A 21,857-nucleotide genomic window follows, 5' to 3' on the forward strand; every position below is an offset into this window, starting at 1 on the left:
TGTCGGGTCAAGTTTACGCGACGACGGCGCGGCTCGGGACAACCCCGGGCCGCGCCGTCGAACGTAGGGTCAGCCGACCTGGTGCTCCTGGAAGCGAGCGATCTTGGAGAACTCCTCCGGGTCGAGGCTCGCGCCGCCGACCAGACCGCCGTCGACGTCCTCCTCAGCCATGAGCTGAGCGATGGACGAGGACTTCACGGAGCCGCCGTAGAGCACGCGCACGCCGGCGGCGAGCTCGGCGTCGTACAGCTCGGCGAGGCGCGCACGGATCGCACCGCAGACCTCCTGCGCGTCGGCAGGGGTCGCGACCTCACCGGTGCCGATGGCCCACACGGGCTCATAGGCGATGACGACGTCCTTGGCCTGCTCGGCCGGAAGGTCCTTGAGCGCACCGTCGACCTGGGCGAGCGTGTACTCGACCTGACGGCCCTCCTTGCGGATGTCCAGGCCCTCACCGACGCACACGATCGGGACGATGCCGTGCGCGAACGCCGCCTTCGTCTTCGCCGCGACGATCTCGTCGGTCTCACCGTGGTACTGGCGACGCTCCGAGTGGCCCACGGCCACGAAGCTCACGCCGAGCTTCGCGAGCTGAGCGCCCGAGACCTCGCCGGTGTAGGCGCCGGACTCGTGCTGCGAGATGTCCTGCGCGCCGTACTTGAGGTCCAGCTTGTCGGCGTCCACGAGCGTCTGCACCGAGCGCAGCGAGGTGAACGACGGCAGCACGGCGACCTCGACGGCCGAGAAGTCGTGCTTGGCGTCGCGGAGGAGCCAGGCGAGCTTCTGCACCGTGTGGGTGCCCTCGAGGTGGTCGAGGTTGAGCTTCCAGTTGCCTGCGATCAGCGGGGTACGTGCCATGTCTCAGCCCTCCAGGACGTCAAGGCCCGGGAGCACCTTGCCCTCGAGCAGCTCGAGGGAGGCGCCGCCACCCGTCGAGATGTGGCCGAAGCCGGCCTCGTCGAAGCCGAGTCGACGGACCGCGGCGGCGGAGTCGCCACCGCCGACGACCGAGAAGCCGTCGGAGTCGATCATCGCCTGAGCGACGGCCTTGGTGCCCTCGGCGAAGGCCGGGAACTCGAACACGCCCATGGGGCCGTTCCAGACGATCGTCTTGGCGTCGAGGATCTTCGACGCGAACAGCTTGCCCGACTCGGGGCCGATGTCGAGGCCCATGCTCTCGGCGGGGATCGCGTCCGCGGCGACGACCTCGTGCGCGGCATCCGCGGCGAAGCCCTCGGCGGCGACGATGTCGGTCGGCAGGACGATCTCGACGCCGTTCTCCTCGGCCGTCTTGAGGTAGCCCTTGACGGTGTCGAGCTGGTCGGCCTCGAGGAGCGACTTGCCCACGCCGTAGCCCTTGGCCGCGAGGAACGTGAAGACCATGCCGCCACCGATGAGGAGGCGGTCGGCCTTGGTCAGCAGGTTCGCGATGACGCCGAGCTTGTCGGACACCTTCGAGCCGCCGAGGACGACGGCGTAGGGACGCTCGGGGTCGGTCACGGCCTTGCTCAGCGACTCGACCTCCTTCTGCACGAGCAGGCCGCCGGCGGCCGGCAGCAGCTTCGCGACGTCGTACACCGACGCCTGCTTGCGGTGGACGACGCCGAAGCCGTCCGACACGAACACGTCTGCGAGCTCGGCGAGCTCGGCGGCGAGCGCCTGGCGCTCCTCGTCGACCTTCGAGGTCTCGCGCGCGTCGAAGCGGACGTTCTCGAGCATCAGGACCTGGCCGGCCTCGAGCGCGGCGGCCTTCGCCTTGGCGTCGTCGCCGACGAGGTCGGCGGCGAGGGTCACGGGCTTGCCGAGCAGCTCCGACAGGCGCGCGGCGGCGGGGGCCAGCGAGAAGGCGGGGTCCGGGGCGCCCTTGGGTCGGCCGAGGTGCGCCATCACGATGACGGAGGCGCCGGCGCCCAGGAGCTTCTCGATGGTGGGGACGGACGCGCGCACGCGGCCGTCGTCGGTGATCGTGGTGCCGTCGAGCGGCACGTTGAGGTCGGCGCGCAGCAGGACCTTCTTGCCGCTGAGGTCGCCGAGGGTGTCGATGGTCTTCATCTCAGTCCTTGGAGGTTCGAGTGTGGGTGGTGGCCGTGACATGACGACGCCCGCGAACGCCGGAGCGTGCGCGGGCGTCGCCGTGAGTCACTTCAGGCGTTGAGCCGTTAGAGGCGCTCGCCGACGTACTCGGTCAGCTTGACGAGCGAGGTCGAGTAGCCCCACTCGTTGTCGTACCACGAGACGATCTTGACCATGTTGCCGTTCACCTTGGTGAGCTTGGCGTCGAAGATCGACTGGTGCGGGTCGCCCACGATGTCCGAGGAGACGATGTCGTCCTCGACGTAGGACAGCGTGCCCGCCATGGCGCCCTCGGCGACAGCCTTGACCGCGGCGTTGACCTCCTCGATGGTGGTCTCCTTGCCGGCCTCGAAGGTGAGGTCGGTCGCGGAGCCGGTGATGGTCGGCACGCGCATCGCGAAGCCGTCCAGCTTGCCCTTGAGCTCGGGGAGCACGAGGGCCACGGCCTTGGCCGCACCGGTCGAGGTGGGGACGATGTTCTGCGCGGCCGCGCGGGCACGACGCAGGTCCTTGTGGGGACCGTCCTGGAGGTTCTGGTCACCCGTGTAGGCGTGAACAGTGGTCATGAGGCCCTTCTCGATGCCGATGGCGTCGTTGAGGGCCTTCGCGACGGGCGCGAGGCAGTTGGTGGTGCAGGACGCGTTCGAGATGACGTGGTGCGCGGCCGGGTCGTAGTCCGTGTGGTTCACGTTCACGACGAAGGTCGCGTCCTCGTTCTTCGCGGGCGCAGAGATGATGACCTTCTTGGCACCGGCGGCGATGTGCGCCTTGGCCTTCTCGGCGTCCGTGAAGAAGCCGGTCGACTCGATGACGATGTCAGCACCGAGCTCGGCCCAGGGAAGGTTGGCGGGGTCGCGCTCAGCGAGGGCCTTGATGGCGACGCCGTCGACGTAGATCGCGTCGTCGTCGAAGGTGACCTCCTTGGGGAACTTGCCCAGCACGGTGTCGTACTTGAGCAGGTGCGCGAGGGTCTTGTTGTCCGTGAGGTCGTTGACCCCGACGATCTCGATATCGGCGCCCTGGGCCAGAGCGGCCCGGAAGAAGTTGCGTCCGATACGGCCGAAGCCGTTGATACCGACCTTGATGGTCACAGTTTCTCTCCTCGGCTCGCGCCGAGTCGCTCGGCGCGTTAGGTAGCAGATGGGCCGCACAACGTAGTGCGAGATGACACCGCCCATCGGCGGGTCACTGATGCCACCCTACAACCATTCCGGGAGCCCGTCCGCGCGACGAAGGTCCCGACGCAATGCAGGGAAGTTGACAGATCAGTCAACCTCGATGAGGTCGGGTCCGATGCCCGCCTCAGTGTCGGGGATGCCCAGCTCCTCAGCCCGCTTGTCGGCCGTCGCGAGCAGGCGGCGGATGCGACCCGCGACCGCGTCCTTCGTGAGCTGCGGGTCGGCGAGCCGGCCCAGCTCCTCGAGCGACGCGTCCCGGTGAGCGAGCCTCAGCTCGCCCGCCTCGCGCAGGTGCTCGGGCACGTCGTCGGCGAGGATCTCGAACGCACGAGCCACGCGGGCCGATGCGGCGACCGCGGCCTGCGCCGACCGGCGAAGGTTGGCGTCATCGAAGTTCGCGAGCCGGTTCGCGGTGCCGCGCACCTCGCGCCGGGTCCGCTTCTCCTCCCACTCGAGCATCGCGTCGTGCGCGCCGAGGCGGGCGAGCATCTGCGCGATCGCCTCACCGTCGCGGATCACCACGCGGTCCACGCCGCGCACCTCGCGGGACTTCGCGGTCACGCCCAGGCGACGAGCGGCGCCGACGAGCGCGAGCGCCGCCTCGGGACCGGGGGCCGTCACCTCGAGCGCGGCCGAACGGCCTGGCTCGGTGAGCGACCCGTGCGCGATGAACGCGCCGCGCCAGGCGGCGACCGTGTCATCGACGGAGCCGCCCACGACGTGCGGGGGAAGCCCACGGACGGGCCGACCGCGGTGGTCGAGCAGCCCGGTCTGCCTCGCGAGGGACTCCCCGTCCTTGACGACCCGGACGACGTAGCGGTTGCCCTTGCGCAGCGCCCCGCCCGATACCACGATGATCTCCGAGTTGAGGTTGTGGACCTCCTGGATGAAGGCACGCAGCCGGCGCGCGCCGATCGCGGTGTCGAGCTCCGCCTCGATCACGATCCGCCCGGAGACGATGTGCAGCCCGCCCGCGAAGCGCAGCGTCGTCGCCACCTCCGCCTTGCGGGCCGAGACCTTGTCGACCTGCACGCGTGCAAGTTCGTCCTTCACCTTCGCCGTCAGAGCCATGGGGTCAATCGTGCCATGCCTCAGGGGACCCGATGCGACCCTGGCGATGTCATGCGCACGGCGAGGGACAGCGCGTCGGCGAGCAGCGCGGGATCGTGCCGGTCGATGCTGCCTTCGAGCCGGAGGGGTCTCGCCACCACATGCGTGCCCCAGGACCGGAGCTCGTCACGCAGCTCGGGCTCGGCGGCGTGCGCCTCGTCCACCACGACCGCACCCGGCACGAACCCGGGCGCGGCACGCCGAAGCGCGCGCACATCGTCCGCGCGGCGCATGCCGATCGTCTCGACGTCCTCGTATCCGATGTTGAGCGTGAGGATCGTGCGGTGCGCCGCCGCATGCAGCGCGTCGGACACCGGTGCCACCAGGAAGTGCGGGATCACCGAGGTGTACCAGCTGCCGGGCCCGAGCACGATGGCGTCCGCACCCGCGATGGCCTCGAGCGTCGCGGCAGGCACACGCGGATCGCGCGGCTCGTTGCGCAGCTCGACCACGCGCCCCTCGGCCGTCGCCACCGCGACCTGGCCCCTGACCTCGCGCACCTCGCCGTCGCACTCGACCTGCGCGACGATCTCGAGCGGATCGAGGGCGACGGGGAGCACCCGACCCTCAGCGCGCAGCAGCCGCGCGACCCAGTCGAGCCCCTCGACGATGTCGCCGGTGTGCTGCCACAGGCCCGCGATGAGCAGGTTGCCGACCGCATGGCCGGCAAGCGGTCCTGACGTGTCGAAGCGGGTCTGGAGCACGTCGCGCCACGTGAGGCCCCAGGGAGTGTCCTCGCACAGCGCGCTGAGAGCCATCCGCAGGTCCCCCGGCGGCACGACATCCATCTCCTCGCGCAGGCGACCGGACGATCCCCCGTCGTCCCCGACGGTGACCACCGCCGTGATGCTCTCCGCGACGCGGCGCAACGCCGTCAGGGACGTGTACAGGCCGTGTCCCCCGCCGAGCGCGACGACGTGGGGTCCGGCCGGGTCAGCGCTCCTTGTCACGGTGCGTCGTCCTCACCTCGAGCCCCTGGGCGCGCAGGCGCGTCGACAGCTCCTCCGCCATGGCCACGGAGCGATGCTTGCCCCCGGTGCAGCCGACCGCGATCGTCACCGAGTGCTTGTCGTGCGCGCGGTAGCCGGCGAGCGCGATCCCGAGCACGTCCGCATAGCCGGAGACGAACGCCTCGGCCCCGTCGGACTCCATCACGTGCCGCCTCACGGCGGGGTCCAGCCCCGTCAGGGGTCGCAGCTCCGGTACCCAGTGGGGATTGCGCAGGAAGCGCACATCCACCACGTAGTCGGCGTCGACGGGCGCGCCGTTCTTGAAGCCGAAGGACACCACGTTGACGTGCAGCGTGGGCGCCTCGTCCGCGAACTCGTCGGTGATGGTGTCGCGCAGCTGGTGGACGTTGAGCGCCGACGTGTCGATGATCAGGTCCGCGCGCGCCCGCACGGCCGCGACGGCCTCGCGCTCGCGCTGGATCCCCTCGAGGATCGTGGCATCGCCCTGGAGCGGATGCGGGCGACGCGCCTCCTCGAAGCGGTGCACGAGCGTCTCATCCGAGGCGTCGAGGAACAGCAGTCGCACCTCGACCCCGCGATGCTCGAGGTCGTCGACCACGGAGACGAGGTCCGCGAAGTAGCCGCCGCCGCGCACGTCGACCACGGTCGCGAGCCTGCGCGACGGATCCGTCGCGACCATCGCCACGAGCGATCCGAGCATCTGCGGCGGCAGATTGTCGACCACGTACCAGCCGAGATCGCTCAGCACCGCGGCGGCTCGGGTGCGACCCGCACCCGACATCCCGGTGACGATGAGCACGTGCGAATCGGGGTGCATCGCGGTGAGATCGGGGCGGGGAAGTCCCGACGGGTAGGTCTCGGGCGCCGGGTCGTCCGTCATGCCTCCAGCATGCCACCCGTGCCGTGAAGGGCGTCGTGAATCGCCGAGGCGAGCTGCTGACCGACGCCGGGGACCATGGCGATCTGCTCGATGCTCGCCTCCTTGAGCCGCGCGACCGACCCGAAGTGCGTCACGAGCGCCTTCGCACGGGAGGGACCCACGCCGGGGATCTCGTCGAGCGCCGACATCTTCATGGCCTTGCCCCGCTTCTTGCGGTGCGCCGTGATCGCGAACCGGTGCGCCTCGTCCCTGACTCGCTGCAGCAGGTAGAGCGGCTCCGAGCCGCGCGGCAGGATCACGGGGAACTCCTCCCCCGGCACCCAGACCTCCTCGAGACGCTTCGCGAGGCCGACGAGCGCGACATCGTCGATCCCGAGCCGCTCGAGCACGCGCCGAGCGGCCTCGACCTGCGGAAGGCCGCCGTCGACGACGACGAGCTGGGGCGGGTACGCGAACTTCGACGACTCGCGCTCCTCGGGCGGCAGCTCGCGCTGCTCGAGCAGCCGCTGGAACCGTCGCGTGAGCACCTCGTCCATCGCCGCGGTGTCGTCGGACGCGTCGCGCACGATGAACTGCCGGTACTCCGCCTTGCGGGGCAGCGCGTCCTCGAACACGACCATCGATCCGACCATGTTGGTGCCCTGCGTGTGCGAGATGTCGTAGCACTCGATGCGCAGCGGCGCCTCGGACATGCCGAGCGCCTCCTGGAGCTCCTGCAGCGCCTGGGATCTGCTCGTGAGGTCCGACGCCCGCTTGAGACGATGCTGGTCGAGCACCTGCTGGGCGTTCTGCTTCCCGGTCGCGGCGAGCTCGGCCTTCTTGCCGCGCTCCGGGGTACGCAACGTGACCTTCGCGCCGCGCACCCCCGCGAGCCAGTCGGTGAGCGGCGCCGCGTCGTCGGGGAGGACGGGGACGAGCACCTCGGGAGGGATGTCCCCCGGCTCGACCGACGCGTACGCCTCCTGCACGAGCTGCGTGATCATCTGCGCCGAGTTCAGCGGCTCGGGCTTGTCGACGACCCAGCCCCGCTCCCCCGCGATGCGCCCGTCGCGCACGCGGAACACGTGAGCCGAGGCCTCGAGCTCCTCATCGATGAGGCTGAACACGTCCGCGTCCGTGCCCTGAGACAGCACGATCGCGTTGCGCTCGAGGACGCTGCGCAGCGCCTCGAGACGGTCACGCGCGCGAGCGGCGACCTCGAACTCCTCTCGCGCGGCCGCGTCCTCCATCTGCTTCGTGAGGTCGCGGATGAGCGGCTTCGCATCACCGCCGAGCACTTGGCACACCCGCTCGGCGAGGTCGCGGTGCTCGTCGGCGCTCACGCGGCCCACGCAGGGCGCGGCGCACTTGTCGATGTATCCGAGCAGGCACGGACGGCCCTGACGCTCGGCCTTGCGGAACACCGCGGTGGAGCACGTGCGCATCGGCAGCACCGTGAGCAGCGTGTCGACCGTCTCGCGGATCGCCCACGCCTTCGCGTAGGGCCCGAAGTAGCGAACACCCTTGCGCCTGTCTCCGCGCATGACCTGCATCCGGGGGAACTGCTCGTTCATGGTCACGGCGAGGAACGGATACGACTTGTCGTCGCGGAACACGACGTTGAACCGCGGGTCGTACTCCTTGATCCACGTGTGCTCGAGGATCAGCGCCTCGACCTCGTTGCGCACCACCGTCCATTCCACGGACGATGCGGTGGTCACCATCGCGCGGGTGCGCGGGTGGAGTCGCTCGAGCGGTTGGAAGTAGTTCTGGAGGCGCGAGCGCAGGCTCTTCGCCTTCCCGACATAGACGACGCGGCCGTGCGGGTCGCGGAACCTGTACACACCCGGCCGCGCCGGGATGGTCCCGGTCGCGGGCCTGTAGTCGGCGGGGTTCGTCACCGCGCCAGCCTACGCGGGCGCGCCGACGCCGAGGATCTCCGCGAGGAACCGTCCCGTGTGGCTCGCCTCGACGCTCGCGACGGCCTCCGGGGTGCCCTCCGCGACGACGATCCCGCCGCCCGACCCTCCCTCGGGTCCCATGTCGATCACCCAGTCCGCGGACTTGATGACGTCGAGGTTGTGCTCGATCACGATGACCGTGTTGCCCTTGTCCACGAGTCCCTGGAGCACGAGCAGCAGCTTGCGGACGTCCTCGAAGTGCAGCCCCGTCGTGGGCTCGTCGAGCACGTACACCGTGCGACCCGTGGAGCGCCGCTGGAGCTCGGACGCGAGCTTCACGCGCTGCGCCTCGCCTCCCGACAGGGTCGGCGCGGGCTGGCCGAGGCGCACATAGCCGAGCCCCACGTCCACCAGGGTGCGCAGATGTCTTGAGATCGAGGGGATCGCCTCGAAGAACTCGGCGGCCTCCTCGATCGGCATGTCGAGCACGTCGGCGACGGTCTTGCCCTTGAAATGGACCTCGAGCGTCTCGCGGTTGTAGCGGGCGCCCTTGCAGACCTCGCACGGCACGTAGACGTCGGGAAGGAAGTTCATCTCGATCTTGAGCGTCCCGTCGCCCGAGCACGACTCGCATCGTCCGCCCTTGACGTTGAACGAGAAGCGACCGGGACCGTAGCCGCGCACCTTGGCCTCGGTCGTATCGGCGAAGAGCTTGCGGACCTTGTCCCACACGCCGGTGTACGTCGCCGGGTTGGAGCGCGGGGTGCGCCCGATCGGCCCCTGGTCCACGTGGACGATCTTGTCCAGGTGCTCGGTGCCGGTGATCCGGGTATGGCGGCCCGCGACCTGGCGCGCGTGATTGAGCGTGTTCGCGAGGCTCGTGTAGAGGATCGAGTTCACGAGCGTCGACTTGCCAGAGCCCGAGACCCCGGTGACCGCGGTCAGGACGCCGAGCGGGAACGTGACGTCGATGTCGCGCAGGTTGTTCTCGCGCGCGCCGACGACGACGAGGTCGCGCCCCTTGGTCAGCTCGCGTCGCTCCGTCGGCGCCTCGATCGAGCGGCGGCCCGAGACGTACGCACCCGTGACCGACCGCTCGTTCGTGAGCAGATCCTCGTACGAACCCGAGTGGACCACCTCGCCGCCGTGCTCGCCCGCGCCGGGACCGACGTCGACCACCCAGTCGGCGGTGCGGATCGTGTCCTCGTCATGCTCGACGACGATGAGCGTGTTGCCCAGGTCGCGCAGGCGCGTGAGGGTGTCGATGAGGCGGCGGTTGTCGCGCTGGTGAAGCCCGATGCTCGGCTCGTCGAGGACGTAGAGGACGCCGACCAGCCCGGAGCCGATCTGCGTCGCGAGGCGGATGCGCTGCGCCTCGCCTCCCGAGAGCGTCCCCGCCGCGCGCGACATCGTCAGGTAGTCGAGGCCCACGTCCAGGAGGAAGCCGAGCCGGGCGTCGATCTCTTTGAGCACCTGGACCGCGATGGAGCGGCCGCGCTCGTCGAGCTCGGCGGTCGCGAGGAAGTCGCGCGCGTCGGCGATCGAGAGGTTGCACACCTCCGCGATCGACTTGTCGCCGATCGTCACCGCGAGCACCTCGGGCTTGAGGCGCGTCCCCTTGCAGACCGGGCAGTCGACCTCGCGCATGTACGCCTCGTACTTCTCGCGAGAGAAGTCCGACTCGGTCTGCTCGTGCAGGCGCTCGAGCCAGGTGATGACGCCCTCGAAGCCCGTCGTGTACTGGCGCTCGCGCCCGAAGCGGTTCTTGAACTTCACATGAACCTTGTAGTCCTTGCCGTTCAGGATCGCGTTCCGCGCCGCCTTCGGCAGGTCCTCCCACGGCTCGTCGAGCGAGAAGTCGAGCTCGTCGGCGAGGGCCGCGACCGTCCTCCCGAAGTACTCCGAGGAGGTCTGCGCCCACGGCGCGACCGCGCCCTCGTTGAGAGACCGCTGCGGGTCGGGGATCACGAGCTCCGGGTCGACCTCGAGCCGCACCCCGATGCCCGTGCACTCGGGGCACGCGCCGTACGGGGCGTTGAAGGAGAAGGTGCGCGGCTCCATCTCCTCGAGCGTGAGCACGTGGTCGTTCGGACACGCGCGCTTCTCGCTGTAGCGACGCTGCGGAAGCTCCCCGTCGACGGGATCGATCACGACGAGGCCGTCCGCGATGCGCAGCGCGGTCTCGACCGAGTCCGCGAGACGCTGGCGGACGCCGTCGCGCGCGACGAGGCGGTCCACGACCACCTCGATGTCGTGCTTGAGCTTCTTCTCGAGCTGCGGGGGGTCCGTCAGCTGGACGGTCTCGCCGTCGACGCGCGCGCGGGCGAAGCCCTGCTGCTGCAGCTCCTCGAAGAGGTCCTGGTACTCGCCCTTGCGGCCGCGCACCACGGGTGCGAGGACCTGGTAGCGCGTGCCCTCGGGCAGCGCGAGCACCGAGTCGACGATCTGCTGGGGCGTCTGCGAGCGGATCTCCTCGTGGCAGACCGGGCAATGCGGAGTGCCGACGCGCGCGTAGAGCAGGCGGAGGTAGTCGTACACCTCGGTGATGGTGCCGACCGTCGAGCGCGGGTTGCGGTTGGTCGACTTCTGATCGATCGACACCGCGGGAGACAGGCCCTCGATGAAGTCGACGTCGGGCTTGTCCATCTGTCCCAGGAACTGCCGTGCGTACGCGCTCAGCGACTCGACGTATCGGCGCTGCCCCTCCGCGAAGATCGTGTCGAAGGCCAGGGAGGACTTGCCGCTGCCGGACAGCCCCGAGAACACGATGAGCGAGTCCCGGGGAAGGTCCAGATCGACGCCTTTGAGGTTGTGCTCGCGCGCTCCGCGCACCAGGATCCGGTCGTTCACACGGCAATGCTACGCGCACCATGTTCGAACACCTGTTCGATGCTCGGCGTGTCGCGTCGAGGCTCCGCAGGCCCGCGCGTGGTACAGGATGGGGGCATGAGCCTCTACGCAGTGCACTACACGTACGACGAGCGCGCCGACGAGCGCGCGGCCCGCCGCCCCGAGCACCTCGCTCACTTCCGCTCGCTGGCCGATGCGGGCAAGGTCCCGGTCATCGGCCGCTACGGGGACTCGCTCGAGCCCGGCGCCCTGATCGTGCTCGACGTCGACTCGCTCGCGGAGGCGGAGGACATCGTCGCGCACGATCCGTACGTGCTCGCGGGGCTGGTGCCCGCGCACGCCATCCGGGAGTGGCCGGCCTTCGGCGCCTGGCCGGGTCGCGACTTCCCCGCCTGACAGAGCGGCGATCCGCTAGACCTGCTCGTTCTCGCCTGTTCGGGGTTCGGGCTCGACGTCCTCGAGCGGATCGTGCAGGTGCTTGCCGCTGCGCCCGGACACGATCATCGATGCCCCCGCCGCGATGCCCAGCACGACCACGATGAACGCGAGCGAGAACGCGGTGGACGGCACAGGCACCTGCTCCATCGGCATGCCGTCGTTGATGAACGGCAAGGTGTTGCCGTGCAGCGCCTCGAGGATCATCTTGACGCCGATGAAGCCCAGCACGGTCGCGAGCCCGTACGACAGGTAGATCAGCCGGGTGAGCAGTCCCTCGACGATGAAGAACAGCTGCCGCAGGCCCAGCAGCGCGAACGCGTTCGCGGTGAACACGATGTAGGGGTCCTGGGTGAGGCCGAAGATCGCGGGTATCGAGTCGAGCGCGAACATCACGTCGGTGGACCCGAGCGCGACGATCACGAGCAGGAGGGGCGTCATCATGCGCGCCCCGTGCTCGTGGACGATGACGTGGTTGCCTCGGTAGCCGTCCGTCACGGGCATCGCGCGTCGGACCGCGCGGATGAACGCGTTCTCCTTGTACTCCGCCTCGCCCTCCTCGGCTCCGCCCTCCTTCGCGATCACGAAGGCGGTGTACAGCAGGAACGCGCCGAACAGGAAGAACACCCAGTGGAACGCCGCCAGCGCGGCTGCGCCCGCGAAGATGAACACGGCACGGAACACCAGCGCGAGCGCGATGCCGATGAGCAGCGCCCGCTCGCGCAGCCGCGGCGGCACCGCGAAGCGCGTGAGGATCACGAGGAAGACGAAGAGGTTGTCGACCGACAGCGAGGCCTCCGTCACGTAGCCGGCGAGGAACTCCGTGCCCTTGTCGGGGCTTGCGAGCCACCACAGGCCCGCACCGAAGGCGAGGGCGAGCGCCACGTAGAACAGGTACCAGCGCGTGGACTCCTTGAACGTCGGGACGTGCGGCTTGCCGACCACGACGACGAAGTCGAACACGAACAGGACCGTGAGTCCGACGAGCGTGAGGGTCCAGACGAGCGGTGATTCCACCCGCTCATCCTAGAGGCGGGGCTTGTGGTCAGCCCGCCGCGAGCATCCCTCTGAGCTCCTTCTTGAGCTCGGCGATCTCGTCACGCAGCCGCGCGGCGAGCTCGAACTGCAGCTCCGAGGCGGCCTCCCTCATCTGATCCGAGAGGTCCTCGATCAGCTGCGCGAGCTCGTCGGCGGGGCGCTCGCTGCGCTGCGGATCGACGGTCGAGGGCGTCGGAGCCTTCGCGCGCGCCTGCTCGAGCGTCTGCGCGGTGTCCGCCTCCTCTCGCGCGAGCATCTCGGTGATGTCGCCGATGCGCTTGCGCAGCGGGGTCGGGTCGATCCCGTGCTCCGCGTTGTAGGCCACCTGGATCTCTCGACGACGATTCGTCTCCTCGATCGCGGTCGCCATCGAGTCGGTGATCGTGTCCGCGTACATGTGCACCTCGCCGGACACGTTGCGCGCCGCGCGGCCGATGGTCTGGATCAGCGAGGTGCCCGAACGCAGGAACCCCTCCTTGTCCGCGTCGAGGATGGACACGAGGGACACCTCGGGCAGGTCCAGGCCCTCGCGCAGGAGGTTGATGCCGACGAGCACGTCGAAGCGTCCCCTGCGGAGCTCGCGCAGGAGCTCGACGCGGCGCAGCGTGTCCACGTCGGAGTGCAGGTACTCCACGCGCACCTCGCGATCCGAGAGGTACTCCGTGAGATCCTCCGCCATCTTCTTGGTGAGGGTCGTGACGAGCACGCGCTCATCGCGCTCGACACGCTGGCGGATCTCCTCGAGGAGGTCGTCGATCTGCCCCTCGGTGGGCTTGACGACGATCTTGGGGTCGACGAGCCCCGTCGGGCGGATGATCTGCTCCACCACGCCGTCCGCGCGGTCGAGCTCGTACTTGGCAGGAGTGGCCGACAGGTAGACCGTCTGACCGATCCGCTCCTGGAACTCGCCGAACTTCAGCGGGCGGTTGTCGAGCGCCGAGGGGAGTCGGAAGCCGTGGTCCACGAGCGTGCGCTTCCTCGAGGCGTCGCCCTCGTACATCGCTCCGATCTGCGGGACCGTCACATGCGATTCGTCGATGACCAGGAGGAAGTCGTCCGGGAAGTAGTCGAGGAGCGTATGCGGAGGAGTGCCCGCCTCGCGCTGCTCGATATGCCGGGAGTAGTTCTCGATGCCCGAGCACGTCCCGACGGAGCGCATCATCTCCAGGTCGAACGTGGTCCTCATCTTGAGCCGCTGCGCCTCGAGCAGCTTGTTCTGCCGCTCAAGCTCCTGGAGGCGATCCTCGAGCTCGAGCTCGATCGTGCGGATCGCCCTGTTCATCCGCTCCTCGCTCGCGACGTAGTGCGACGCGGGGAACAGATGCACCTGCTCGCGGCGCTCGACCACGTCGCCCGTGAGCGGGTGGAGCGTATACAGCGCCTCCACCTCGTCGCCGAACATCTCGATGCGGATCGCGAGCTCCTCGTACACCGGGATGATCTCGACGGTGTCGCCCCGCACCCTGAACGTGCCGCGGGTGAACGCGAGGTCGTTGCGCGCGTACTGCATCTGCACGAACTCGCGTAGCAGCGAGTCGCGGTCCACGGTGTCGCCGACCGCGAGCGTCACCATGCCCTGGATGTACTCCTCCGGGGTGCCGAGACCGTAGATGCAGGACACCGAGGACACCACGACGACGTCGCGTCGCGTGAGCAGCGAGTTGGTGGCCGAGTACCGCAGCCGCTCGACCTCCTCGTTGATGGACGAGTCCTTCTCGATGAAGGTGTCCGTCTGAGGCACGTACGCCTCGGGCTGGTAGTAGTCGTAGTAGCTGACGAAGTACTCGACCGCGTTGTGAGGCAGCAGGTCGCGGAACTCGTTGGCGAGCTGCGCCGCGAGCGTCTTGTTGTGCGCCATCACGAGAGTGGGCCGCTGGAGCCGCTCCACGAGCCACGCGGTGGTCGCCGACTTGCCGGTGCCTGTCGCGCCCAGGAGGACGACGTGCTCCTCCCCTGCCGTGATGCGACGCGCCAGGTCGTCGATCGCCTTGGGCTGGTCGCCCGACGGCTGGTACTCCGAGACGACCTGGAACGGGTGGTCGGCTCTGCGCAGGTCCGGGGTCATGGCTCTACCGTACGCCGGGGGTCCGACAACGACCGCCGCGCCTCCCGCTCTCCTAGCCGCGGCCGCGCGCGAGCGCCGCGACCTGATCGGCGCCCCTGCGCAGGGGCGGCTTCAGCGCCGAGTCCATGAGGCGCCGCATCGGCGGCTCGTACCAGCGAGCGAGCGCCCACGCGACGACGACGATGCCCGCGAGCATCGCGACGCCGAGCCACGCGCCCGCCGCTTCCACGGCGCCTGGCATGACCACGTCGAGCACACCGTAGGCGAGCTGATAGGCAGGCTTGTGAAGCACATAGATCACGTAGCTTGCCGCCCCGAGCTGTGCCAGGCCCCACCCGAGCCGTCCCTCGGGAGGCTCGTAGAGCGCCCCGACCGCGACGAGGGCAGGGAACACCACGACCACCGCGACGACCTCGAGCCAGTACGACTCGACGGGATTCAGGAGCACGGCCGCCAGCACGATCGGCACCGCCGACGCGACGAGCGCCGACACCCCTCGGCGCCTCAGGCGCAGGTTGTAGATCGCGAGGCCGACGAGGAACGAGAAGAGCAGCCGGACGACGCCGGCGCCAGCGGTCTCCCACCGCCACCCGACGTCGAGCGTCGCTCCGTGCGTCACGACGAGGAGCAGCACGAGCATGGCCCCGGCGCCCCACAGCGTCCTGCGCAGCATCAGCGCCGAGCCGACCAACGCGAAGAAGAGGAGGTTGATGAGCACCTCGTAGAAGACGGTCCACATCGGGATGTTCAACGGGAACAGCAGCGAGTCGTCGACGCACCCGGGCTGCGGAAGCATGAGCAGGTTCGTCGACCCCGTGCACAGCAGCGTGCGCGGGGTCCACTGGACGCTCAGCCCGCCGACGCCCAGGATCAGCGTCGACGCCGCCACTCCGATCGCCAGGAGCATGCCGAGGGCGAAGGCCGGGTAGAGCCTGCTGAGGCGCCGCCAGACGAACGCGCGGAGCGACATCCCCTGCGCGATCCGCTGCGCATACGCATGCGCGACGATGAAGCCGCTGAGCTGCAGGAAGAAGTCCACCGCGAGGTGAGCGTTGACCGGGGTGTAGCCGGCGAAGACCTTCTCCATGTGGACCACGGCGACCGCGATCGCGGCCACGCCACGCAGCCCGTCGAGCAGCACGTACTCATGCCGACCGGACCCGTTCCCAGGATTCGCCAACTCGCCCCCACGACGCCCCCGCGATTCAGACGAATCGCCACAATCGTGGCAAGCGTAGCAAGTCACCGCCCGCTCGACAGGCCTCGGGGACCGACGCGATGAGGAGCGCCCCTACGACCCCTTCCCGGGCACCACCCGGCTCCAGAGCTCGTCGACCTGCGCGCGCAGGTGCTCCGGGGAGCCGTTGCCATCGAGCACGACGTCGGCGATCGACGCGCGCTGAGCGTCCGAGGCCTGCGCGGCCATGCGCGCTGTGGCCTCCGCGTGCGGCATACCGCGCACGTCCATCAGGCGCTTGATGCGGACAGCGTGATCCGCCCGGATGGCGACGACCATGTCGAATCCGTCGCCGTAGCCCGTCTCGTACAGCAGGGGGATATCGTGCACGATCACCGGCACCCCGTCCGCGCGCGCCTTCCGGTCCTCGGCCTGGCTCATCGCGAACACCGTCGGGTGGACGATGCCGTTGAGCCGCGCCAGCGCGACCGGGTCGTTGAACACGATCGCGGCGAGTGCCTTCCGGTCGAGACGTCCGTGCACCAGCACCCGGTCGCCGAACTCCCGCACGATGTCGACAAGGGCTGCGGAGCCCGGCTCGACGGCGCGACGGGCGAGCTCGTCATGATCGACCAGTCTCGCGCCGAGCTCCCTGAAGCGGGCGGCGGCCGTCGACTTTCCTGCACCGATGCCACCCGTGAGGCCGATTCGCAGCATCCCGGGAGTCAACCACCAGGAGGCATGCGTCCGCAACACGAAGAGACGCTCGCCACACCGAGTCGGCCCGGAACGCACGAAGGGCCGCGATCCTCGCGGATCGCGGCCCTTCGTGGTGCAGTGCTTAGTTGCCCGTCAGCTTCTCGCGCAGAGCGGCGAGACGCTCGTCGGAGGCCAGCGTGCCGGCGTCCGCGAGGTCCTCGTCCTGCGAGCTGTACGAGGTCGGGGCGCCCTTGGCGCCACCGGCACGCTTGCGCGGCGCGGCGGCGGGAGCCTCGGACTCGGCCTCGGCGGCCTGCTCGTCCTGCTTGGCGACGAACGCCTTGTGGGCCTCCCAGCGCTCGTGGGCCTCGGCGTACTCCGCCTCCCACGCCTCGCGCTGCTCCTCGTAGCCCTCGCGCCACTCCTGGGTCTCCGGGTCGAAGCCCTCGGGGTACTTGTAGTTGCCAGCCTCGTCGTACTCGGCCGTCATGCCGTAGAGCGCGGGGTCGAAGTCCTCGCCCTGCGGGTCGACACCCTCGTTCGCCTGCTTGATGGACAGCGAGATGCGGCGACGCTCGAGGTCGATGTCGATGATCTTGACGAAGACCTCCTCGTCAGCCTGGACGACCTGCTCGGGCAGCTCGACGTGGCGGACGGCGAGCTCGGAGATGTGAACCAGGCCCTCGATGCCCTCGTAGACGCGCACGAACGCACCGAACGGGACGAGCTTGGTGACCTTGCCCGGGACGATCTGGCCGATCGCGTGGGTGCGGGCGTAGACCGCCCACGGGTCCTCCTGGGTCGCCTTGAGCGACAGCGAGACGCGCTCGCGGTCCATGTCGATGTCGAGAACCTCGACCTCGACCTCCTGGCCCACCGAGACGACCTCGTTCGGGTGGTCGATGTGCTTCCACGACAGCTCGGAGACGTGCACGAGGCCGTCCACGCCGCCGAGGTCGACGAACGCACCGAAGTTGACGATCGACGACACAACGCCCTTGCGGACCTGACCCGGCTTGAGCGCGGTGAGGAACGACGAGCGGACCTCCGACTGCGTCTGCTCGAGGAAGGCGCGACGCGACAGGACCACGTTGTTGCGGTTCTTGTCGAGCTCGATGATCTTCGCCTCGATCTGCTGACCGATGTACGGGCCGAGGTCGCGGACGCGACGCATCTCGACGAGCGAGGCGGGCAGGAAGCCGCGCAGACCGATGTCCACGATCAGGCCGCCCTTGACGACCTCGATGACGGTACCGGTGACGACGCCGTCTTCCTCCTTGACCTTCTCGATCGAGCCCCAGGCGCGCTCGTACTGCGCGCGCTTCTTGGACAGGATCAGACGGCCTTCCTTGTCCTCCTTGGTGAGGACGAGCGCCTCGATGGTGTCGCCGACGTTGACGACATCGTCGGGGTCGGCGTCGTGACGGATGGAGAGCTCGCGGGCGGGGATGACGCCTTCGGTCTTGTAACCGATGTCGAGGAGGACCTCGTCACGGTCGACCTTGACGATGGTGCCCTCGACGAGGTCGCCGTCGTCGAAGTTCTTGATGGTCGCGTCGATGGCAGCGAGGAAGTCCTCAGCGGTGCCGATGTCGTTGACAGCGATCGGGGTGGACTCGGGGGAGGAAACGGACATTAAGGAGTAGCTCCGGTGGACAGGGAATTCGTATGAATATGGACAGGCCGTCACGCGCGCACGCAGGCACGCCGAAGACCGCTGACCATGCTACCGCCTGACCCCCCGGTAGCACAAAGGCGCCTGGGTCACCGTCCGGTCACGTTACCGGACGGTGACCCAGCATCGGCTACAGCTCCCGCGCGGCCTCGAGCAGGTTCTCGGGAACCCACTTGGTCTTGCCCGACATCACCGCGAAGTCCTCGAGCACGACGTGCTCGCCCTGAAGTGCCGTGAACTTGTGGCTCTGCCCCGCGACGATCCCGTCGATCGCCGCGATGCCGAACCGCGTGCCGAGGAGTCGATCCGCGGCGGTGGGGATCCCACCGCGCTGGACGTAGCCCAGGACCGTGAGGCGCGTGGGGAATCCCGTGCGCGCCTCGATCGCCTTCGTGACCTCGTGGCCGATCGAGCCAGCGATCGGGTTCCCCTTCTCGTCGATCGTCGCGTGGCCGTCCCACGACGTGTCCTCCGCGGGGATCGCGCCCTCGGCGACCGCGACGATCGAGAAGTTCTTGTAGCGGTGGCGGTGCTTGATCCGCTTCGCGATCTGGTCGATGTTGAAGGGCTCCTCCGGCGCGAGGATGATGTCGGCTCCGCCCGCGATGCCCGCGGTCACGGCGATCCAGCCGCTGTGCCGGCCCATGAGCTCCACGACCATGACGCGGTTGTGGGACTCCGCCGTGGAGTGGAGCCGGTCGATCGCCTCGGTCGCCACGGTCACGGCGGTGTCGAAGCCGATCGCCGCGTCGGTGCCGACCACGTCGTTGTCAATGGTCTTCGGGATGCCGATCACCGGGATGCCGATCGCATCGGAGACCTTCCCCGCCGCCTTGAGCGTCCCGTCGCCGCCGATGCAGATCAGACCGTCGAGCCGCTCGTTGGTGACGGTGTCCTGCACCGCCTCGAGGCCGCCCTTGACCTTGTGCGGGTGGCAGCGGGCCGTGCCCAGCATCGTGCCGCCCTCAACGAGCTTCCCGGACACGTCGTCGCGCGTGAGCGGCTTCGCGTCACCGTCGATCACGCCCTGCCAGCCGTTCATGAAGCCGACGATCGAGCAGCCGTGCTGCGCGGTCCCGCGCTTCACCACCGCCCTGATCGCCGCGTTGAGCCCCGGGCAGTCTCCGCCGCCCGTGAGGATTCCGATGCGCATGCCACCATCCCTAGTGTCCTGCGGCGCGCCAGCTGGCGCCCGCTCCGACGTTCACGTCGAGCGGCACGGCGAGGTCAGCCGCGCCACCCATCTCCTCCCGAAGGATCGATTCGACTGCTTCCCGCTCTCCGGGGGCCGTCTCGACCACGAGTTCATCATGCACTTGAAGTACCTGCCTCGATGACAGACGTTCGTCCCGCAGACGCCGGTCCACTCCAAGCATGGCACGTTTGATCAGGTCCGCCGCGGAGCCCTGGATGGGAGCGTTGAGCGCGGCTCGCTCCGCGATGTCCCGCCTGGTCCGATTGGTGGAGTTCAGGTCCGGGATGTAGCGCCTCCGGCCGAAGATCGTCTCCGTGTAGCCGTCCGCGCGCGCCTGCACCACGACGCCGTGCAGGTACTCACGCACGGCACCGAAGCGCGCGAAGTAGTCGTCCATGAGCGCCTGCGCCTGGCTCACGTCGAGGCCGAGCTGCTTGGAGAGCCCGAAGCTCGACAGACCGTAGGCGAGCCCGTACGACATCGCCTTGACGTGCGAGCGCATCTGCGGGGTCACGTCCGCCGGCTCGACACCGAACACGCGCGCCCCCACGAAGCGGTGCAGGTCCTCCCCCGCCTTGAACGCGGAGATGAGCTCCTCGTCTCCCGACAGGTGCGCCATGATCCGCATCTCGATCTGGCTGTAGTCGGCCGTCACGAGGGTCTCGAAGCCCTCTCCGACGACGAATGCCTCGCGGATGCGGTGGCCCTCGTCGGTGCGGATCGGGATGTTCTGCAGGTTGGGATCGCGCGAGCTGAGGCGTCCCGTCGCCGCGACCGTCTGCGAGAACGTCGTGTGGATGCGGCCATCGGCACGCACCTCGGTCGCGAGCCCCTTGATGATCTGCGCGAGCTTCGTGGCGTCCCGGTGCGCGAGCAGGGCCTCGAGGAACGGGTGCGGCCGCTTGGCGTGCAGCTCCTGCAGCGAGCCCGCGTCCGTCGAGTAGCCCGTCTTGATCTTGCGGGTCTTCGGCATGCCGAGCCGTTCGAAGAGCACCTCCTGGAGCTGCTTGGGGCTGCCGAGGTTCACCTGGTCGCCGCCGATCGCGTCGTAGGCGTCCTGCGCGGCGAGCGCCGCGCGCCCGAGGGCCTCGTCCGAGAGCCCGGCAAGGTGATCGGAGTCGACGGCGATGCCCGCATCCTCCATCCGTGCGAGAACCGCGATCAGCGGGATCTCCAGCTCACGGTAGAGGGTCGTCATCCCCCGGTCCTCGACCTCCTGGTCCAGCACGGCCGCCAGGGCGGCCACGTGCGCGGCCCGCTCCCCCGCGGCTCGCCCGGCCGAGGTTCCCAGCCCCAGGTCCAGCTCGTCGTTCTGTGCGGACGCGGACGATGCGACGCCCAGGTAGCGCTGGAGGACGGAGTCCAGATCGAAGCCGCGCTGGTCGGGGTTCACCAGGAACGCGGCGATCTGGGTGTCGCCGACGAGGCCGGACACCGTCATGCGCCGTGAGGCGAGCGCGTGCCACGCGTCCTTGGCGCCGTGGAGCACCTTGGTGACCGACGCATCGTCCAGCCATGCCGCGAGCCGCTCCTCCTCCGCGGCCGACAGTCCCGCGAGGTCGATCCCCCAGGCCGTGCCGCCCTGGAACACGCCGACCGCCCAGGCGTCGGCATCGGCGCCTCCCCTGCCGTCGACGTGGAGCGCGACCTCGCCGCTCAACCCGACCACGGCATCGAGCGCACCCTCGACCACGACCTCCAGGTCGTCCTCCTCCGACGCGGCGAGCACCGCATCGTCCTGGACGAACGGCATCAGCCGATCGCGCAGCGTGCGGAACTGCAGCGCGTCGCACATCTCGTGGATGGCCTGCGCGTCGGCTCCGCCGTAGAGGAGGTCCTCGACGGCCAACGGCACCTCGAGGTCCGTCAGCAGGTGGTTGAGCTCGCGGTTGAGCCGGACCTGGTCCTGATGGTCGCGAAGACTCTGCCCCGCCTTGCCGGGGACGTCCTCGGCCTGCTCGAGGATCCCCTCGAGGCCGCCGTACACGCCGATCCACTTGGCGGCGGTCTTGGGACCGACGCCCGGGACGCCCGGGAGGTTGTCGGAGGTCTCGCCGACGAGCGCCGCGAGGTCCGGGTAGCGGCCCGGATCGACGCCGTACTTCTCGCGCACCGCGTCGGGCGTGAACTCGATCAGGTCGGACACGCCCTTGCGCGGATACAGCAGCGTGACGTCCTCGTTCACGAGCTGGATCGTGTCGCGGTCACCCGACACGACGAGGACCCTCATGCCGGCCTCGCGGCCCAGGCGAGCGTAGGTCGCGAGGAGGTCGTCCGCCTCGTAGCGCTCCTTGTCGACGGCCGCCACGCCGAGCGCCGCGAGCATCTCGCGGATCAGCGGCACCTGCGGCTCGAACTCGGGCGGCGTCGCGTCGCGCGTGCCCTTGTACGAGGGCAGACGCTCGGTGCGGAAGGTTCCGCCAGGAAGGTCGAAGGCGACCGCCATGTGCGTCGGCTCGCGATCCTTCATGAGCGTCGCCAGCATCGTCGTGAAGCCGTAGACAGCGTTGGTGGGAGTGCCCGTCGACGTGGAGAAGTTCTCGACCGGAAGGCCGAAGAACGCCCGGAATGCCATCGACAGTCCGTCCACGAGCAGAAGAGTTCCTTGGGGAGTGGTGCTCACACATGACA

The 21,857-nt window shown here is 69.2% G+C and carries 16 protein-coding genes; 1 reads left to right on the forward strand and 15 read right to left on the reverse strand.

The genetic code is table 11. From position 1 onward, the window contains the following. Positions 1–69 precede the first annotated feature (69 nt). From tpiA to uvrA, 8 genes are all read right to left on the reverse strand, one after another. A complete protein-coding gene (gene tpiA / locus AOP78_RS06400) occupies positions 70–858 on the reverse strand; it encodes a triose-phosphate isomerase (RefSeq protein ID WP_062202366.1) in 789 nt (262 codons plus the stop codon). Positions 859–861: 3 nt separating this feature from the next. After that, entirely contained in the window at positions 862–2,052 is a 1,191-nt protein-coding gene (locus AOP78_RS06405; RefSeq protein WP_062202367.1) for a phosphoglycerate kinase, read from the reverse strand. 107 nt (positions 2,053–2,159) lie between these two features. Further along, complete coding sequence (gap, locus tag AOP78_RS06410) at positions 2,160–3,164, reverse strand: type I glyceraldehyde-3-phosphate dehydrogenase (RefSeq protein ID WP_062202368.1); 1,005 nt, start codon at positions 3,162–3,164, stop codon at positions 2,160–2,162. Between the two features lie 174 nt (positions 3,165–3,338). Then, entirely contained in the window at positions 3,339–4,322 is a 984-nt protein-coding gene (gene whiA / locus AOP78_RS06415; protein WP_062202369.1) for a DNA-binding protein WhiA, read from the reverse strand. Between the two features lie 20 nt (positions 4,323–4,342). Continuing rightward, a complete protein-coding gene (locus tag AOP78_RS06420) occupies positions 4,343–5,311 on the reverse strand; it encodes a gluconeogenesis factor YvcK family protein (RefSeq protein ID WP_062202370.1) in 969 nt (322 codons plus the stop codon). Next, entirely contained in the window at positions 5,295–6,212 is a 918-nt protein-coding gene (gene rapZ / locus AOP78_RS06425; protein WP_062202371.1) for an RNase adapter RapZ, read from the reverse strand. Before rapZ ends, AOP78_RS06420 begins: the two co-directional genes overlap by 17 nt. Further along, a complete protein-coding gene (uvrC, locus tag AOP78_RS06430) occupies positions 6,209–8,092 on the reverse strand; it encodes an excinuclease ABC subunit UvrC (protein WP_062202372.1) in 1,884 nt (627 codons plus the stop codon). The genes rapZ and uvrC overlap by 4 nt, the downstream gene beginning before the upstream one ends. 9 nt (positions 8,093–8,101) lie before the next feature. Then, the gene (uvrA, locus tag AOP78_RS06435; RefSeq protein WP_062202373.1) at positions 8,102–10,942 is read right to left on the reverse strand and encodes an excinuclease ABC subunit UvrA; all 2,841 of its coding nucleotides are present in this window, start codon (positions 10,940–10,942) and stop codon (positions 8,102–8,104) included. 96 nt (positions 10,943–11,038) lie between these two features. Here uvrA and AOP78_RS06440 point away from each other — a divergent pair, with 96 nt between their 5' ends. Continuing rightward, a complete protein-coding gene (locus tag AOP78_RS06440; protein WP_062202374.1) occupies positions 11,039–11,338 on the forward strand; it encodes a YciI family protein in 300 nt (99 codons plus the stop codon). A gap of 15 nt (positions 11,339–11,353) precedes the next feature. Here AOP78_RS06440 and AOP78_RS06445 read toward each other — a convergent pair whose 3' ends face one another. From AOP78_RS06445 to polA, 7 genes are all read right to left on the reverse strand, one after another. After that, positions 11,354–12,394, reverse strand: a complete 1,041-nt coding sequence (locus AOP78_RS06445; protein WP_083979874.1) for a TerC/Alx family metal homeostasis membrane protein — start codon at positions 12,392–12,394, stop codon at positions 11,354–11,356. A gap of 28 nt (positions 12,395–12,422) precedes the next feature. Continuing rightward, positions 12,423–14,480 carry an excinuclease ABC subunit UvrB gene (gene uvrB / locus AOP78_RS06450; RefSeq protein WP_062202375.1) on the reverse strand — a complete coding sequence of 686 codons (2,058 nt, stop codon included), beginning with the start codon at positions 14,478–14,480 and terminating at the stop codon, positions 12,423–12,425. Positions 14,481–14,532: 52 nt separating this feature from the next. Next, a complete protein-coding gene (locus AOP78_RS06455) occupies positions 14,533–15,660 on the reverse strand; it encodes an acyltransferase family protein (protein WP_160297602.1) in 1,128 nt (375 codons plus the stop codon). A gap of 111 nt (positions 15,661–15,771) precedes the next feature. Next, positions 15,772–16,374: a dephospho-CoA kinase gene (gene coaE / locus AOP78_RS06460; protein WP_062202378.1), complete on the reverse strand. Its 603-nt coding sequence runs from the start codon at positions 16,372–16,374 to the stop codon at positions 15,772–15,774. Positions 16,375–16,498: 124 nt separating this feature from the next. Then, positions 16,499–17,992, reverse strand: coding sequence for a 30S ribosomal protein S1 (rpsA, locus tag AOP78_RS06465; RefSeq protein WP_062202380.1), 1,494 nt, complete (start codon positions 17,990–17,992; stop codon positions 16,499–16,501). Positions 17,993–18,161: 169 nt separating this feature from the next. Then, on the reverse strand, positions 18,162–19,184 hold the full coding sequence (locus tag AOP78_RS06470) for a 6-phosphofructokinase (protein WP_062202382.1): 1,023 nt from the start codon (positions 19,182–19,184) through the stop codon (positions 18,162–18,164). Positions 19,185–19,194: 10 nt separating this feature from the next. Then, on the reverse strand, positions 19,195–21,849 hold the full coding sequence (gene polA / locus AOP78_RS06475) for a DNA polymerase I (protein ID WP_269082097.1): 2,655 nt from the start codon (positions 21,847–21,849) through the stop codon (positions 19,195–19,197). Between the last annotated feature and the right edge of the window lie 8 nt (positions 21,850–21,857).

Origin of the sequence: Demequina salsinemoris (assembly GCF_000974805.1) — a bacterium.
Classification (GTDB): Bacteria; Actinomycetota; Actinomycetes; order Actinomycetales; family Demequinaceae; genus Demequina; species Demequina salsinemoris.

Excerpts from the sequence above, each read along its gene's own strand:
- tpiA (WP_062202366.1), bottom strand. The coding sequence starts at position 858 with ATGGCACGTACCCCGCTGATCGCAGGCAACTGGAAGCTCAACCTCGAC.
- AOP78_RS06405 (WP_062202367.1), bottom strand. The coding sequence starts at position 2,052 with ATGAAGACCATCGACACCCTCGGCGACCTCAGCGGCAAGAAGGTCCTG.
- whiA (WP_062202369.1), bottom strand. The coding sequence starts at position 4,322 with ATGGCTCTGACGGCGAAGGTGAAGGACGAACTTGCACGCGTGCAGGTC.
- rapZ (WP_062202371.1), bottom strand. The coding sequence starts at position 6,212 with ATGACGGACGACCCGGCGCCCGAGACCTACCCGTCGGGACTTCCCCGC.
- AOP78_RS06440 (WP_062202374.1), top strand. The coding sequence starts at position 11,039 with ATGAGCCTCTACGCAGTGCACTACACGTACGACGAGCGCGCCGACGAG.
- uvrB (WP_062202375.1), bottom strand. The coding sequence starts at position 14,480 with ATGACCCCGGACCTGCGCAGAGCCGACCACCCGTTCCAGGTCGTCTCG.
- coaE (WP_062202378.1), bottom strand. The coding sequence starts at position 16,374 with ATGCTGCGAATCGGCCTCACGGGTGGCATCGGTGCAGGAAAGTCGACG.
- rpsA (WP_062202380.1), bottom strand. The coding sequence starts at position 17,992 with ATGTCCGTTTCCTCCCCCGAGTCCACCCCGATCGCTGTCAACGACATC.
- AOP78_RS06470 (WP_062202382.1), bottom strand. The coding sequence starts at position 19,184 with ATGCGCATCGGAATCCTCACGGGCGGCGGAGACTGCCCGGGGCTCAAC.